This is a genomic window from Pseudolactococcus chungangensis CAU 28 = DSM 22330 (assembly GCF_002441885.1).
Classification (GTDB): domain Bacteria; phylum Bacillota; class Bacilli; order Lactobacillales; family Streptococcaceae; genus Pseudolactococcus; species Pseudolactococcus chungangensis.
The window spans coordinates 61,772-78,504 of the sequence record NZ_JXJT01000006.1 but is presented as its reverse complement, the minus strand read 5'-3'; the positions used below and the strand labels follow the sequence as shown (position 1 = coordinate 78,504).

Genomic DNA, 16,733 nt, shown 5'->3' with positions numbered 1-16,733 from the left:
ATTTTCATTTTACACTAATTGAACGCAATAAACTATACCCGTTTAACTAAAAAAGAGCCCGAAAGCTCTTTTTCAGTTAGATTAAACTTTTAAGTTAAGCGTCAAAAGTTTAATTATCGTTGCGTTTGCGTCGGTTCAACTTGATGATCGCAGCTGATAGCATCATCAAGATAAAACCACTCAAGACAGTCAAAAGATTGCGACGCTCACCGGCATTCAAAAGTGTGCCCTCATCTTTCGCCAAAATCGTGATTTTAGCTTGTGATGTGACAGCTCTAGGGGCAGATGTCGTGGGCAATAGACCCGCAAAAGCTGCCGTATCCGTCCGTGGATCGATATTAGAGAAAGTCGCATTGTAAACACCCTCTGGCAAGGCTGCCATGTCGGTTTTAGTATAGACTTGACCATCAATAATCGTCCAAATCACCGCATCTACTATCTCTTTGGCATCTTCATCATACAATTTCACATCATGGTCTGTGTGATGCCATGCGTAGGTTTGGTGTTTGCCGATGGTGCGGACAATGTCTTTGGCGTCAATCCGAGATAAATCATCTTTCATCTTGGCGTAGTAGACTTTATCGCCTATCGTGCCAATAGGGATGTCCGTGATGGCATCGCCTGTAAAGGCATTATTGTCATACCAGCCTAGGAAAATTTTGCCTGGTTTGTCTACATTGTCTCGCTTAGGTAAGATAACCGCATCTTCTGCTGTGTAGCTAGTCGGAACTGTCGTATAAGCCGCATCCCAAGTCGTAAAGACTGTCCCATCTTGGTTTAGATAGGTAATCGCATAAGGATCAGCTGTATAAGTAATCGTATCCGTCACGTCAATCGTTGCGGTCTTAGCTGTACCTGTGTTGGCATCCTGACGTAGGGCAAGTACATTTGGTGTCACACTCGCTTGAGAAGCTGTATAGCCTACACGGATATCCGCATCAACTGTTGGCAATTGGAGATCGCCATCTGCCTTATCCAAGGTGGCTGCACCCGTATATCCTGCCGCAAAAGCATAGACAGGATCCGTCGGATCATCAACGATAACGCCATGCACCGCATAGTGGTTCATCGTCGCATTCAATGGGACTTCCGCATTTGCGACCTTATCCCAATAATAGGTTCTCGTCACGGTCATGTGTTCTTGCTCATCATGATCTTTGGCATTATCCGCATAGTCATGGTGCACGGTGTAGTTGATGTTATAGGTATCTGTCCGAATTTCAGAATCTCGATAGTAGTCAATCGTATCCTCTATATTAATATCGGCAATTTGTGGGGTACCAGTTGTTGGGTCTTGGCTCAGCTCTAGTTTGGCTGGTTTCACAAAATCTTTAGACGCAATCCAGTCAGGTTTACCATCTTGTCGGACGGTTTTAAGCTGGAAGTCGCCAGTTGCTGAATCAAATGAGCCCATATCGCCTAGATCCAGATCGTATAAGCCAATGCCTCCTAGCCTATTCACGTTAGTCAGACCAGGATTAGGTTGAAGTGTAGTAGGTAATGTCGCACCCAATGTCCGCAACCGACTCACTTCAGATAAGCTAAAGTAAGGTAATTTCGGCTGGGTCTTACTATCACCACTGACACCGTATTGGGACATATCGGCGGTTGATGAAATTTCAGCGTTCGTCACCAAATCCCAGTAATATTCCCGAGTGACTTGCCAAACTTCGGCTGTATCGTGGTTATGACTACCGTCTGAATAATCATGATACACGGTGTAGCTGATATTGTAAGTATCTGTCCGCATTTCTGAATTACGGTAATAGTTAATGGTATCAGATACCTTAATATCGGCTGTGCCTTGGGTACCTGTCACGGTATTCTTGCTCAGCTCAATCATATCTGGTTTGACTTGCGCTTGAGAAGCAAAGTATCCTGTATGATTATCCGCAGCTATCGTTTGTAGCTGCAGATCGCCTGTCGCCGTATCAAGCTGGGCTTTGCCTGCATCAGCAGTTGCGAGTTGATAGACAGGTGCAGCTGGATGTTTTGTCTTATCTTTATTGACGGCATACAGTGTCATATCGGCAGTCGCAGGCACTTCTTTGTCAGTGACTAAGTCCCAGTAATAGGTTCTCGTGACAGTCATATTGCCTTGACTCTTACTGTCATAACTACCATCTGAATAGATGTGATTGACGGCATAGTCGATGGTGTAAGTATCTGTCCGCATGACCGTGTCATGCATTAGATTGACCGTGTAATCAGGATTGTGATCTTGGAAATTGGTCGGTGTGGGTGGGATATCATTATCTCTAACGACATAGTGACCTGCTTCAAAGCCTGTTAACAGCGCATTAGCTCCGGTAAAATCAATCGGACCGCCTACGTAACCTGTCAAGCCATAAATGTTAAGCACCGCATTTGTCGTGATATCGTTAAATCTCACCACATCTTTGTAGTAGTAAATCGTGTCAATAATCTCAATATCGCCACTACCGCCTGTATCTGTCGTTGGATCTTGACTGAGTTGAATGAGAGAGGCGACATCACTGGCGGTAGAGGCCTCCCAGCCAATCGCGGCATCTTTGGCAATCGGTTTGAATTGCAGAGCACCGGTTGCCGTATCAAGTGACTCGACATCTCCCACATCTCCCGCGTGTAGGGCATAGACTGGGGCAACTGGCTTGGTCGCAATCACACCACTCACGCCATAGTGAGACATATCGGCAGTGCTAGAAACAGCCGAATTAGTCACTTTATCCCAGTAGTAAGTTCGGGTGACTTGGACTTCTTCTTCAGTTTCATGGTCTAGTGTATTGTCCGTGTAGTCGTGCTTGACGATGTAGTCGATGTTATAGGTGTCTACCCGAAGTTCGGTATCACTGTAATAGTTAATGGTGCCAGACACATTGATAGTGGCTGTACCTTTTGTGCCTGTCGCAGCATTTTGACTCAGCGCGATTAAGGCTGGGGTGACACTTGCTTTATCTGCCAGCCAATTGGCTTTACCATCTTGTGCAACGCTTTTCAGCTGGAGGTCACCCGTTGTTGCGCTAAAAGTGAGCACATCACCGATATCCGCAGCATCTAAGATATAGACTGGGGCACCTGGCTTAGTCGCAATTACACCACTCACGCCATACTCATTCATGGTCGCAGTTGCCGGAATCTCCGTATTAGAAACCAAGTCCCAGTAATAATGTCTCGTCACTTGTAAGGTTTCAGAGGTGATGTGACTATTCGGATTAGTTGTATCGCCTTTGTAGATATGATTAACATTATAGTTGATATTATAGGTATCTGTCCGCAGCTCTGCATTGCGGTAATAGTTAATCGTATCGCTGGCAGTAATCGTTGTGGTTTGACCTGTACCTGTATTAGCGTTTTGACTTAGGTCAATCGCGGCTAGGTTGGCACTCGTTTTATCCGTCAGCCAATTGGTTGCGGTATCTCTGTTCACCGTTTTGAGCTGGAGCGCACCGGTGCTTGTGTTCAATGACGTCACATCAACGGCACCAGAAGTGATCGCATAGACTGGCGCACTTGGATGCGTATCTTTATTACCACCTACAGCATAATTCGCCATCGTCGCAGTTGCGGGGACTTCGGTATTGGTGACCTTGTCCCAGTAGTAAGTCCGTGTCACAGTCACATTTTCAAGGGTTTGATGATTGGCAGCACCGTCAGAGTACACATGATTGACTGTGTAGCCGATGTTATAGGTGTCTGTCCGCATTTCCGTATCGTGGATCAGATTAATCGTGTAATTCGGATTGCCAACAGCGAAATTGGTTGTCACACTTGGTACATCACTATCCCGTACAACGTAGTGTTTCGTATTGATCAAGTCATTGAGCTTGGTCGTGGTCGCTGTGAAGTCAATCGGGCTATTGAGCGTGCCCTCCAGTAAGACTGGTCCGAGGTCGGTATTATTATTGGTGACATCAGTGAACCCGACTTGATTTTGGGTGTAATTAATCGTGTCAGTGACTGTAATTGTCCCTGTACTATTGGTGCCTGTCGTGGCATTTTTACTCAGCTCGATTTTAGCTGGTATCACACTGGCTTTAGAGGCAATCCAGCCACCTGGTGTCGTATCTTTATTGACCGTTTTGAGCTGTAAATCACCTGTCGCGCTCAAAGTTCCCTTAGCCTCGTCTCCTGTTTTGAACGCATAGACTGGTGCACTTGGGTGGACGGTTATATTGCCAGCCACGGCATAGTTCGCCATCGTCGCAGTGGCGGGCACTTCGGCATTGGTGACCTTATCCCAGTAATAAGTTCTCGTGACTTGGAGCGTTTCGACCGCATCATGGTCTTTGGTGTTATCCGTATAATCATGGTGAACGGTATAGTTGACATTATAAATATCTGTCCGCATTTCCGTATCGTGTAGGAGATTGACCGTGTAATCATAGTCGCCACCGGGCGTATAAGTCGTATCAACACTTGGGATACCGTTATCCTTGACAACATAGTTAGCAGCTTGAAGTGTCGCTAATTTGGTATTAGCAGTTGAAAAATCAATGACCGCACCTGTTGAGGTGGCAATATCCATGGCATCTAACACGGTATCGGCACTCACATCTTGGAAAGTCACACTTGAGTTTGCGGTGTCACTCCGCAAGCGAATCGTGATAACGGAATCTGTGGCGGTATCTGAACCGTACTTGGCGACGGCTAGAGTAGCTGTTTTAGTCGTCGTGCCAGAAATCGTCGGTAGGGTCAGAGTATCGCCATTGGCTGTCGAGGTGATACTGTCGATATGGTAGCCAGTTGGTGCAATATAGGTATAACTTGCATTGGGTGCCTCGGAGGGCTTGTCTGTCCGACCGACTAAAACATCTTCCTGTGTTCCTTGGTTAATCAGCGGTCCACCTACGATTTGTACATCGGTTTTTTGGGGGAGGTTGGTGTAGGCGTAAGTCACTGTGGAATCTGAGAATTCATTAAACAAGTCATCATTGACCCCAAACCCATCATCTGGGTCATTTGTGCTAGTTGTTGGACCACTGTAACCTACGGGTGCTGATAGTGGGTTTAAGAAACTAAGGTATGAATCTCCACGAGTCCCCTCTACTTTTGTCTGAGCATAGGCTGGATAAAGTGTTCCTAGATTAATGCCGTCACTATCCACATATTCTTGAACAAGACCGATTTTTTCGACCTCTGTTTCGCTCACGATAAAACCGTAAACTGCTGACGAAGTTCCTACAATATTTTGCAAGGTAAAGCCAAAATGCCCCGTTGTATTGTTTTGGATTGCCAAAGTACCAGTTGTAACTGTATTGTTAAATGTACCTAGACTTGCGGTACACTCATCAATGCCACCACCACTGTTGTGGGTAACGTCCATAATTTTTGTGCCGTCAATAAAAACTTTGGCATTATCTGACAACTCCATTGAACAAAGTGAGGTATAAAAGTTAATGGTATTGGCTTTATAACCGCTACCTATTGAGATGCTTGCCGTATTATTATAGGTTCCCGCAGAACCATAAGGACTTGCAAAGTCAAAATCATTAATCGTAACTTGTTTCAATGGAAAATCAGAACGCTTTGTGACAAGAATAAGATAGGTATATGCGATAGAGTCTTCATTCGTTGGGTAGACGCTTGCAGAAAAATTGCCTACAAGGTCATTTCCTGTCACATTGGCTGATTGTAGTAACGACGTCACATCAGAATAAACCTGATACCCCGTATCTGTATAATAACCAGCTGTTAAATTTCTATTAGAATTGAACGGAACTTGTGTCGTCGCACCTTTTAGTGTTACAGCAAAACCTGTATTAGGAGCCATCTGAGCGTGATGCCATTCACTATGACGCATCAGGATAGCTTTTTCAACAACTGCTCCCGCAGGAAGTGACGGAAGTGTTTGGATAGCGCTATAAGTTTTTACAGGTATAAATTGCACCTGATAATTACCGGTAGAAATCCAGATATCTTTCGCCCCATCTGTGGCATAGTCCGTCTGCACTGCCTCTACCGTCTCTAGCGTCGTAATCTCCTTAATAAATTTCTGAGCAGACTTAATAATATCATCAGTCACTCCAACCTCATCAAAAATGTAACCGCTACCAAAAATGGTCAACAAAGTAGCACTCGCATAGAGCCATCTTTTACCTGATTTCCATAAGCGATAATGGGTTTGTTTCGTTTCTTCTTCTATCTTTCTTCTCATCATCATCACCTCCTTTATAAAGTATGCTTAATGTTGTGTTGTGTTGTGTTGTGTTGTGTTGTGTTGTGTTTGCCATATTGTTCACCATTTGTCAAGCACGGCTAACCATACTCACACCTTTTTATTTAATTTACTTATCTATATATCATTATTTTATCATTTAAATATTTTTAATTCAAATAAAAAGAGAAACTTGCATCATTTTCATCATGCAAGTCTCTCTTTTATTTTTCTAAAATCTCAAGCAGTACTTCTGGATAAAGCAAATATTCCATCTCGTGAATACGTGCCTCAAATGTTTCTAATGTGTCATTTGGTAAAATCGGCACACGTCGTTGGGCGATAATCTGACCTGTATCGACACCTGCGTCGACATAATGAATCGTCACACCACTCTCCCTGACACCTGCACGCCAAGCATCTTCAATCCCATGTGCTCCAGGAAATTCTGGTAAAAAAGCAGGGTGGATATTAATGATTTTGCCTTCATAAGCTTGTAGCAAAGTTGGGCTGACGATTTTCATGTAACCAGCTAGAATGATCAGATCAATTTCATATTGTGCCAAAATCTTTAACAGTTCCGTCTCATAGGCAGCCTTATTTTCAAATTCTTTTAACTCAAACGTGTGTGCTGTGATCCCTAATTTTTCAGCCCGTATCAAAGCTTGAGCATCTCGCTTATCTGAGAACAGAAAAGTAATCGGAATACCTTGTTTGACAAGATTTTCAAAATTCGTGCCAGAACCGCTGGCAAAAACTGCTAAGTTCATTTGATGATAACCGCTGCTGTCTCACGCTTAACGATTTGTCCGATTTCAAAACAGTTACCGTCAAGCAAGGCTTTAGCTTGCTCAAGGTTTTCAGGTGAAATCGCAAGCACCATACCTAAGCCCATGTTAAAAATTTCAAACATCTCACTGTGTTTGAGATTGCCTGTTTTTTCTAACAATTCAAAAATCGGCAAAATCTCCCAAGTACCTTCCTTGATTTCTGCTGCCAAGTCATCGCCAAACATCCGTGGGATGTTCTCAATAAAGCCACCACCTGTGATATGTGAAATACCATTAATAACGCCTGCTTTAACCAAAGGCATGAGATCTTTGACATAAATTTTCGTCGGTGTTAACAAATTATCAATTAGTTTTTGCCCACCAAGTTCAATCATTTGCATATTTAAATCAGTTTCCGCAAAAACCTTGCGGACGAGTGAAAAACCATTTGAATGGATACCAGAAGAGGCTAAACCAATCAATATATCGCCTTCTGAAATCTTCTCCCCAGTGATAATCTGAGACTTCTCAGCCACACCTACTGCAAATCCAGCAAGGTCGTAATCATCTTCACCATACATCCCAGGCATTTCAGCGGTTTCACCACCAACTAGAGCTGCATTAGACTGGACACAGCCTTCTGCGACACCTGCAACGACTTGTTCGAGTTTAGCAGGAATGTTTTTACCTGTTGCGACATAATCTAGAAAATAAAGAGGTTCTGCACCTGCGGCGATGATGTCGTTGACACACATGGCAACGCAGTCAATCCCAATCGTGTCGTGCTTGTCCGCCTCGATAGCAAGCAGCAATTTTGTACCAACGCCATCTGTACCAGAAACGAGAACGGGTTCTTTTACGCCTGTCGTTGTTAGGTCAAACATACCACCAAAACCGCCAAGCGCACCCATAACGCCTAAACGTTCTGTGCGTTTCACGTGTTTTTTAATCCGTTCAACAACTTCATATCCAGCCTCTACATCGACGCCAGCTTGCGCGTAAGCATTTTTTTCAGACACTCTTGATTCCAACTTTCTTTTGTTTAAGCCTATTCAAATACGGCCTTTTTTATCATTATAGGTTAATTTCTAAGAAAATCAGCAAAAAAACTGCCATTTCAGACAGTTTTTAACGATAATGTTCGGTTTTTAAAGAAAACGTCTTGTCTAAGAAGAAAAATGAATCTCTAAATCATATTGAGCGATTTTTGTCTCACCTTGCCAGAATTGATAGCTCGCTTTAAAACCAGTCGCAGATTTTTTATAAAGTTGCGTTTTAATCTCGAAACGCTGCGGGCCAACAGGTGTGGCAATTGCAGTTTTCGTGACAACCTCTGGGTGCATTTTCATAATCGTACTAGGTTTTGAAAAACGTGTAATCGTCAACATCTCAGTGTCATACTTCATGACGACCTTTTCGCTCATCTCGTTTTGATAAACTAGAAAATGACTCCCGTTTTTCTCGTGATAATCGCCCTTATATTCCTCATGAATGATTTCAGTTTCATGGTCTATATGAATCAAGTTGTCAATCGTAATTTTAACCATTTAAACCTCCTCCATCATCGTGCCAATGGTTGCAAGCACCTCTTTTGCCGTTGGGACTTGTGCAAGCTCAACTGATTTAGCCGCTGAGACTGGCATGAAGTGTCCGCCCAATCGTTTGATTGCCCCACTAAAGCCAGCCTCAACAAGCTGCGCAAAGATTTCACCTGAAATGCCTGAGCGTTTGGCAGCCTCAGTTAAAATTAAGACCTTACCAGTTTTTTTGGCAGATGCAACGAGCGTCTCACTATCAAGTGGTGAAATCGTAATTGGATCGACAATTTCAATAGATATGTCTGTCTGACTTGCAACAGTCTTAGCCACTTCGACCATTCGCCCGAGGGCGATAATCGTGATATCACAACCAGATTGAACGACTTTAGCTTGACCGATTGGCACTTCATAAAGTTCTGACGGTACTGGCATAGCTGTTTTATAAAGTGATTTAGGCTCAAAAATTAAAACAGGGTTATTATTTTTAACCGCAGCAACTAAGAGACCTTTAGCATCATAAGCATTCGATGGCATGACGACAATCAAGCCAGGTACATGAGCAAACCAGTTCTCGAAACTTTGAGAATGTTGTGAACTGGCACCAGTACCTGAACCACTTGCTGCTCGGATAACCATAGGAACAGATTGCTCACCGTTTGATAGAAAATGAATTTTTGCTGCCTCATTGACAAGTTGATCAATAGCGACAGTCAAAAAATCAGAGAATTGAATTTCAAGAATAGGCCGTTTACCGAGTAAGGCTGAACCCGTCGCAACTCCCGTAATGGCCGCCTCAGAAATTGGCGTATCTAAGACTCGGTCTGGAAAATCAGCAACTAAACCTTTTGTCGCGCCAAATCCTCCACCGTAAGTCCCAACATCTTCACCCAAAATATAACTTTCTGGTATAGTTGTTAAAATCTGGCGCAAGCCTTCATTAACAGCTTGTAAATACGTTTTAGTCACTGTATACCGCCTTCCAAATATCACTTGGACTGCTAGCATCCTCATCTGTTAAGGCTTGCTCAGCCTCTGATGAGAGATGGCGATAGATTTTTTCATCTATCAAAGCGATTTCTTCTGATGAAACGTCATAGTCAGCTATCAAAGCCTCACGTAATTTTTTAATCGGGTCTTCCCAGTTAAAAAACTCATCTGGCGTCCGATACTGCTCGCTATCCGATCGTGAATGACCTTTAAAGCGATAAGTCACCGCCTCAATCAAAACTGGGCCACTTTTGACATCTTGACGCGCCTGTATAAAGACATCGTGAACAGCAAAAACATCTTGTCCATCTACTTTATAAGCGCTCATGTTATAATTTTTTGCTCGCTCTGATATACTCCCTGCAATCATGACAGACGCATCACTTGACATGGCATATTGATTGTTTTCAACAACAAAAATAATCGGTAACTTCCAGATGCTAGCTAAATTTAGGCTCTCATGGAATGTGCCTTCATTAGTCGATCCGTCGCCAGAAAAACAGACGACGATGCGCTCTGATCCATCCATTTTCAGAGCTTGTGCTAGGCCAAGGGCGACTGGATAATTCCCACCAACGATGCCATTTCCTCCGAAATTTCCGACTGATATATCACTAATGTGCATAGACCCCCCGTGACCACCATTTGTTCCTGTTTTCTTGCCAAAAATCTCAGCAAACATAGGATAAGTTTTGGTGCCTTTGGCAATGGCATGCCCATGATTCCGATGGGTTGAAAGTATCATATCTTCTGATGATAATAAATCACAAATGGCAGTAGCGATGGCTTCTTGACCATTATAAAGATGGGTCGTGCCATACAAAAAACCTGCACGATTTTTTTCATCGATGATATTTTCAAAATCTCGGATAGTTACCATCGTTTGGTACCAAGTCAATGCACGATTTTTTTCAATATTTTGCATGATACCTTTCCTTTCTTCCGACTCGTATCCACTCAAAGTCTTGATTTTTATTTTTCGCCAGATATTTCTGTTTCAAGAATAACTTGATTTTGAAATCATCTAAAAAGCACATGTAAGTCTATTATACGATAATTTTTTAGAAATTAAGTATTTTAGTTTCATGAAATTTATATGCCAATAAGTCAAGGACATTTTGTTACGATTTGTAAGAAAATATTAAGATATTTTTTAATCAAAAGACGTGCATTTTTCAGTAATTTAAGTTATAATATAACTACTTATATAAGTTATAATATAATTACTTATAATAGTATAGAAAGCTTAGCATGCCAAATACAAAATTAGAGAAAGTTTTTCGTGATCCAGTTCACAATTATATCCCAGTCAGCAACCAAATTATTTATGACCTGATTGGTACAACAGAATTTCAGAGATTACGCCGCATTAAGCAACTCGGCACTTCCAGCTATACCTTTCATGGTGCGGAACATAGCCGTTTTACGCACTGTTTAGGTGTTTACAATATTGCCAAGCAAATTACGGAAATGTTTACCAAAAACTATCCTGAAACTTGGCACCCAGAAGAAAATCTTGTCACACAATGTGCGGCTCTACTGCATGATGTCGGACATGGTGCATTCTCACATACTTTTGAAGGCGTTTTCGATACGAACCATGAGGCGATTACGGTCAATATTATCACCGATCCTTCTACAGAGGTCAATGCTGTCTTGAGAAAAGTAGCACCCGACTTTCCTGACAAAATTGCAAGTGTCATTACCCACGATTATGAGAATCAGCAGGTTGTTCAGCTCATTTCGAGTCAAATTGATGCAGATCGGATGGATTATCTCTTAAGAGATTCTTATTATACCGGTGCGACTTATGGTGAATTTGATTTAACTCGGATTATGCGTGTGATTACACCTGTTGATAATGGTATTGCTTTTAAAGTCCAAGGGATGCATGCTGTCGAAGACTACATCGTAAGTCGCTATCAAATGTATATGCAGGTTTATTTCCACCCAGCAAGCCGTGCCATGGAAGTTTTGTTACATCAGCTTTTGAAACGTGCCAAAGTCCTCTACCCGACACAAAAGGACTATTTTAAACTGACAAGCCCGCGTCTAGTCCCATTTTTCGAGCATCATTTCACACTTTCAGACTATCTGCATCTTGACGATGGTGTCATGACCACTTATTTCCAAAACTGGCAGACGCATCCAGATGAAATCTTATCAGACTTGAGCAATGCTTTCATCAATCGTAAATTAGCTAAGTCGATTAAATATGACAGTGCTGATGAAAAAGATTTAGAAATTCTGCGTCAAATTATTAAAAAAATTGGATTTGATACAGATTACTATACAGCCGTCCACTCCAACTTTGATTTGCCTTATGATTTGTACAGACCTGAACTCCAAAATCCTCGAACACAAATTGAGATCATGCAAAAAGATGGCACTTTAACTGAATTATCCGAATTATCAAGTCTTGTCAAATCACTAACTGGCACAACACATGGCGATAATCGTTTCTACTTCCCAAGGGATATACTCAGTCCAGAAACGCTGTTTAAAGCTGAGCAAGAAGATTTTATTAGCTATATTAAAAACGATCATTTTTTAGGAAAAGAAAGACTTTAAGTCAATTACGTAGAAAGGAACTGAGTCAGATACATGACTCATATCATATCATCATGTCTATTAAACTTGTTGCTATCGATATTGACGGTACACTTGTCAATAATAATCGAGAAATCACACCTGAAGTTTTTGATGCGATTCAAAAAGCTAAGGCAGCTGGCGTTAAAATCGTCATTGCGACTGGTCGACCACTTTTAGGGGTTAAAAACATTCTTGAATCTTTAAACCTACTAGATGCTGGTGACTATGTTATCACATATAATGGTGCTTTAGTTCAAGCTACTGCAACTGGTGAGGCTTTCATCGATGAACCTTTAACTTACAATGACTACTTAGATATTGAAATGGAGAGTCGCAGACTTGATACGCCACTTCACTCGATTACCATGTCTACTATCTATACGCATAACCGCAATATCAGTAAGTTTTCGGTCAATGAGGCTTATATTACAGGCTTGCCATTAAAATATCGGACTGCTGCAGAAATGAGCAAACACGAAATCATCAAGATGATGTATATTGATGAGCCCGAAAAATTGGATGCGACGATTGCAAAACTGCCACCACGTTTCAGAGAGCGTTATACAATCGTTAAATCAACACCATTCTATCTTGAAATCCTTAACAAAAACGCGAGTAAGGGACTAGCCGTCCAGCACTTGGCTGAAAAGTTAGGGATATCGCATGAAGAAACCATGGCCATTGGCGACGAAGAAAATGACCGCTCAATGTTAGAGGCCGTTGGCAACCCAGTTGTCATGGCAAATGGTAACCCAGAACTCAAGAAAATAGCGAAATACATCACCAAATCTAACGAAGCATCTGGTGTGGCTCACGCGATTAATGAGTGGGTGCTTTAAAACTACTAATTCGTTTTACCTATTACATACTACTATCTAGTGCTACAACACTACTATTTATGAGCCCATAACCAAGGGCTACGGAGGAAATAAGATATGCCGCGTAAAAAAGTTATTACTGATGAAATGTTGCTTGATTTTGGTTTTCAATATTTGAATACCTATGGTTTTGGAAAATTCACCGCTCGTGATGTTGCGCAAAAATTTGGCATTTCGACACAACCAATTTATGGCGCTTTTAAGAACATGGAGAACTATAAACGAGCCGTTTTATCACACGTTTTCCACTACATGTTTGATGTTAAACTTAATGAAAAATATGCGGATGATCCTCTCGTGTCTTTGGCAATTGCCTTTATCCGTTTTTCTGAAACGAATCCGAATCTTTATCGTGCGCTCTTTGTTGAAGGGTTTGCTCGCAATCATCTAATGTTTGACTATTCTTTTGAAAACTATAAGAAACTTGCCGCAAAATCTGATAAGTATAAAGATTTGACTGATGATCAAATCGAGGCGCTACACATTCGGACATGGATTGTTGTCAATGGTATGGCTGCTTCAAGTATCGCTGGTATCCGAACTTATACTGATGAATACCTTGTTTCCTTATTTGAAGAAATCATTACTTACATTCTCAAAAATCCAAATATCGTACCGATTAGTCGTTAAGTCTATTAACCTGATAAGTTTAAAAGATGTTGGCCTTAATTACGAAGCTCTTTCATAAAATGAATAATGAGACATTTGTTAAACGTGTGGTGAAATATTATACAATTGATGATTATGTAAATTATGCTGTCATTTACTTCAAGAATAATAAATTGAATGCCTGAAGCAAGTTAAGTTTTACAAGACAAATGATTCTGACTTAGCCCATACTTTTGATTGATATATCCCAATTTTGATGTCAAACAGCTGACCGATTCAAAATAGTTGGTTGATCCTGAATATGGTTAGAAAAGTGACTACACCTGATCTGGTTGAACAGTTCTATGTTGATGAGTTAGCTGAGCTTAAAATCTTACAAGCCAATAGCCAAAAATAATTAAAAAATGATGCCAGTTCAAACAGGCATCATTTTTTTATAAACGGATTTGTAAGGCGACTACTTTCGATGATCGTGACATCTGTCTTAAAATCTCTGAGTAGCCGTGCCACTTTTTTGACAAATAACACTTCAATATGGTGACCTGGATCTATTGCTAGAAGACCTTGTGATAGCATATCATGCGCTGTATGATAATAAATATCACCCGTTACATAGACATCAGCTTGTTTGGCAATGGCTTCTGGATAGAATTTACCACCGCTGCCACCACAAATGGCAACACGTTTAATTTCTTGGTCGAGTGATTGCGCATATGAGACAATGGTTAAGCCTGATAGTTCAAAGACTGTTTTGACTTTTTCTGAAAAGTCTCCCAGAGTTTGCGGTTGGATATTACCAACACGACCTAGACCAAAGTCAGTCAAATTTTCAGTTTCGGTGATGTCTAGCAGCTCACAAAACCAGTCATTGAGGCCGTTTTCTACAATGTCAATATTAGTATGGCTAGTGTAAACTGCAATGCCTGCACGCGCCAAGTCCAAGATGATTTTTTGCTGTGTATCTTGGTCTGTCAGATTATCAAGCGGTCTAAAAATCACGGGATGCTTAGCCAAAATCACGTCGACATTTTGTTCGATTGCTTCCTGAACAGTCTGCTCGCGAATATCTAGCGTGACCATAACCTTTTGAATGTCTTTGTTGAGGGTACCAATTTGCAGACCGACTGGATCATCTGCCATGGCAAGCTCTTTAGGACAATAAGCTTCATATCGTGCGAAAAAATCACTGGCTAACATTTATAACCTCCTTGATTTTGGCGATTTTTGCTGAAAACTCAGCTTTTTTTTGTTGGGCTGAGTCTGGAATTTTTGCCATAATCGCTTGATTAGCGGTTAACTCTGATGCCCATTTTTCGAGAAAGACTGCTGATTTTTCTTGTAGTAGAAAGGGACCAAAGTAAAGCTCGGCTTCCGTTAATTTATCAGCTGACTTTCCTGGATGTGCGACGATAATTTCATAAATCTTGTCATTTTCTGCTAAAATTTTTTCATCAGAAATCGTGAAATCGTGTGCTTGCAACCATTGTCTCAAATGGCGTTCGCCATTATTAGGTTGTAAAATCAGGGTTGACACTTGGCACAACTTATCGCGCCCGTCCTCCAAAATTTCAGCAATTAAGTGACCGCCCATGCCAGCTATCGTGATTGTTGTCACATCGTCAACTGCTGGATCAAAAGCAGCTAAGCCATTGGCAAGTCTAACTGCTATTTGCTCTTCTAAGCCAGCTGATTTAACATTTGCTACAGCACTCTCATACGGGCCTTTAACGACTTCGCCAGCAATAGCCTTGCTTATACGCTCGGATTTCACGAGATGAATTGGCAAGTAAGCATGGTCGCTCCCGACATCTAATAAAACAGCATCTTGCGGGACAAATTCTCCAACTTGTGTCAGACGTTTTGATAATTTTTCATTTTTCATTTTAAAACCGTTTTTTCTCCAAAGTGACAATAGGGTAGAACAGGGCAAGCGACGCATTTAGGCGCACGAGCGGTACAGTGATAGCGACCAAAGAAAATCAAGCGGTGATGCGTCACGACCCAATCTTTTTCAGGGACAACTTTCATCAACTTTTCTTCTACTTCCGTGACAGTCGCCGATTGTTTGACTAACTGTAAACGTTTCGATACGCGTTCGACATGTGTATCCACAGCGATACCAGGAATACCAAAAGCATCCCCAAGCACAACGTTTGCTGTTTTCCGACCGACACCAGGTAAAGTCTGTAACAAGTCTTTATCCCTCGGAATTTCACCCCCAAACTCAGTCTCGATCATCTCAGCTGTTCTCACGATGTTTTTAGCTTTACTGCGATATAGGCCAATGGTCTTGATCAAGTTTTCAACGTCTGAAACATCTGCCGAGGCTAGGCTTTGACTATCAGGGTATTTAGCAAAAAGTGCTGGCGTTGCCTTATTGACCCCCTTATCAGTCGCCTGAGCTGACAAAATCACTGCAATCAACAATTGAAAAGGCGTTGCTGCGTCCAATTCACCATGTGCCTCAGGAAACATATCTGCAATAATCGCAAGTACATTGAGAAATTTCTGCTTACTTAGCATTGTCATACCCCCAAGCCTTGCGTAGGCTATCGACTGAGTTAAAGTAATCATCTGATAAGGTTGTATCACTCTGTTGCTCTGCCTGACGCATCTCACGCGCTTCACGATTATCTGCTATATCACGCGCTGTCACGATGCCATTAGTGCGCCAGTTGCGCAAAATCGCCCGAATATAAGGTAGTGAAACTTTGCGATTTAACGCTGCTTCCCTTAAGGCTTGAAGGATTAAGCCTACATCAAATTTATCATCGCTCAACCATTTTTGCAGTTCTTCAATATTAATCGGTGTTAAACCGCCTGGCATTTCCGGCTCAAAGGCTGCAATCAATCTCGCAATATCAGAAATCGTTTCTATTTCATTGTCCAGTTCAGAATCAGAGATTGAGGCTTGATTGCTTGTAGCTGATATGAAATTATCTAATTTTGCAAAAGCTGGATGTGTATCAAAGCGCATCTCGCCTGTAGACTCATCAAATTCAGCTGTTAACGTCTCTGAATCTGTCAAGAGATTGATTTCTTGATTAACCTCTGCTGTTGTCATCTGTAAAAAGCCAGCAATTTGACTCGGCGCTAAGGATTCATTACCATAAAAATAAAGCCAGACATTAAAACTCATGAGTGTCGGGAAAATATCTAAAATATGTGTCAATATCGCCTGTGGTAAGACGATATTTTTTTTGAATTGATCATAATAAGTCATGAT

13 protein-coding genes are annotated in these 16,733 nt (G+C 41.6%); 3 read left to right on the top strand and 10 right to left on the bottom strand.

The features are described from left to right. Positions 1-109: 109 nt before the first annotated feature. The 6 genes from RR45_RS04200 to RR45_RS04175 all read right to left on the bottom strand — a co-directional run bounded on the left by RR45_RS04200 (position 110) and on the right by RR45_RS04175 (position 10,353). A complete protein-coding gene (locus RR45_RS04200) occupies positions 110-6,136 on the bottom strand; it encodes a KxYKxGKxW signal peptide domain-containing protein (protein ID WP_031365427.1) in 6,027 nt (2,008 codons plus the stop codon). A gap of 221 nt (positions 6,137-6,357) precedes the next feature. Further along, entirely contained in the window at positions 6,358-6,903 is a 546-nt protein-coding gene (purN, locus tag RR45_RS04195; RefSeq protein WP_031365426.1) for a phosphoribosylglycinamide formyltransferase, read from the bottom strand. Beyond that, complete coding sequence (gene purM / locus RR45_RS04190; protein WP_031365425.1) at positions 6,900-7,922, bottom strand: phosphoribosylformylglycinamidine cyclo-ligase; 1,023 nt, start codon at positions 7,920-7,922, stop codon at positions 6,900-6,902. The genes purN and purM overlap by 4 nt, the downstream gene beginning before the upstream one ends. Before the next feature lie 147 nt (positions 7,923-8,069). Next, complete coding sequence (locus tag RR45_RS04185) at positions 8,070-8,450, bottom strand: YwiB family protein (RefSeq protein ID WP_072353508.1); 381 nt, start codon at positions 8,448-8,450, stop codon at positions 8,070-8,072. Continuing rightward, complete coding sequence (locus tag RR45_RS04180) at positions 8,451-9,407, bottom strand: alpha-ketoacid dehydrogenase subunit beta (RefSeq protein ID WP_031365423.1); 957 nt, start codon at positions 9,405-9,407, stop codon at positions 8,451-8,453. It lies immediately after the preceding gene. Then, positions 9,400-10,353, bottom strand: a complete 954-nt coding sequence (locus tag RR45_RS04175; protein ID WP_031365422.1) for a thiamine pyrophosphate-dependent dehydrogenase E1 component subunit alpha — start codon at positions 10,351-10,353, stop codon at positions 9,400-9,402. Before RR45_RS04175 ends, RR45_RS04180 begins: the two co-directional genes overlap by 8 nt. Before the next feature lie 326 nt (positions 10,354-10,679). On the opposite strand from RR45_RS04175, the gene RR45_RS04170 reads away from it, so the two are divergent. From RR45_RS04170 to RR45_RS04160, 3 genes are all read left to right on the top strand, one after another. Further along, positions 10,680-11,999 carry an HD domain-containing protein gene (locus RR45_RS04170; protein ID WP_031365421.1) on the top strand — a complete coding sequence of 440 codons (1,320 nt, stop codon included), beginning with the start codon at positions 10,680-10,682 and terminating at the stop codon, positions 11,997-11,999. 53 nt (positions 12,000-12,052) lie between these two features. Beyond that, on the top strand, positions 12,053-12,859 hold the full coding sequence (gene yidA / locus RR45_RS04165) for a sugar-phosphatase (protein ID WP_031365420.1): 807 nt from the start codon (positions 12,053-12,055) through the stop codon (positions 12,857-12,859). 96 nt (positions 12,860-12,955) lie between these two features. Next, on the top strand, positions 12,956-13,528 hold the full coding sequence (locus RR45_RS04160) for a TetR/AcrR family transcriptional regulator (protein WP_031365419.1): 573 nt from the start codon (positions 12,956-12,958) through the stop codon (positions 13,526-13,528). A 405-nt stretch (positions 13,529-13,933) separates the two neighbouring features. Here the strand turns inward: RR45_RS04160 and RR45_RS04155 are convergent, their stop codons facing one another. The 4 genes from RR45_RS04155 to RR45_RS04140 are packed head-to-tail and all read right to left on the bottom strand — an operon-like array spanning position 13,934 to position 16,730. Further along, the gene (locus tag RR45_RS04155; RefSeq protein ID WP_031365418.1) at positions 13,934-14,704 is read right to left on the bottom strand and encodes a Nif3-like dinuclear metal center hexameric protein; all 771 of its coding nucleotides are present in this window, start codon (positions 14,702-14,704) and stop codon (positions 13,934-13,936) included. Continuing rightward, positions 14,691-15,389 carry a tRNA (adenine(22)-N(1))-methyltransferase gene (locus RR45_RS04150; RefSeq protein ID WP_031365417.1) on the bottom strand — a complete coding sequence of 233 codons (699 nt, stop codon included), beginning with the start codon at positions 15,387-15,389 and terminating at the stop codon, positions 14,691-14,693. The genes RR45_RS04155 and RR45_RS04150 overlap by 14 nt, the downstream gene beginning before the upstream one ends. Then, positions 15,386-16,030 carry an endonuclease III gene (gene nth, locus RR45_RS04145; RefSeq protein WP_031365416.1) on the bottom strand — a complete coding sequence of 215 codons (645 nt, stop codon included), beginning with the start codon at positions 16,028-16,030 and terminating at the stop codon, positions 15,386-15,388. Before nth ends, RR45_RS04150 begins: the two co-directional genes overlap by 4 nt. After that, on the bottom strand, positions 16,020-16,730 hold the full coding sequence (locus RR45_RS04140) for a DnaD domain-containing protein (protein WP_072353506.1): 711 nt from the start codon (positions 16,728-16,730) through the stop codon (positions 16,020-16,022). The genes nth and RR45_RS04140 overlap by 11 nt, the downstream gene beginning before the upstream one ends. Positions 16,731-16,733: the final 3 nt, after the last annotated feature.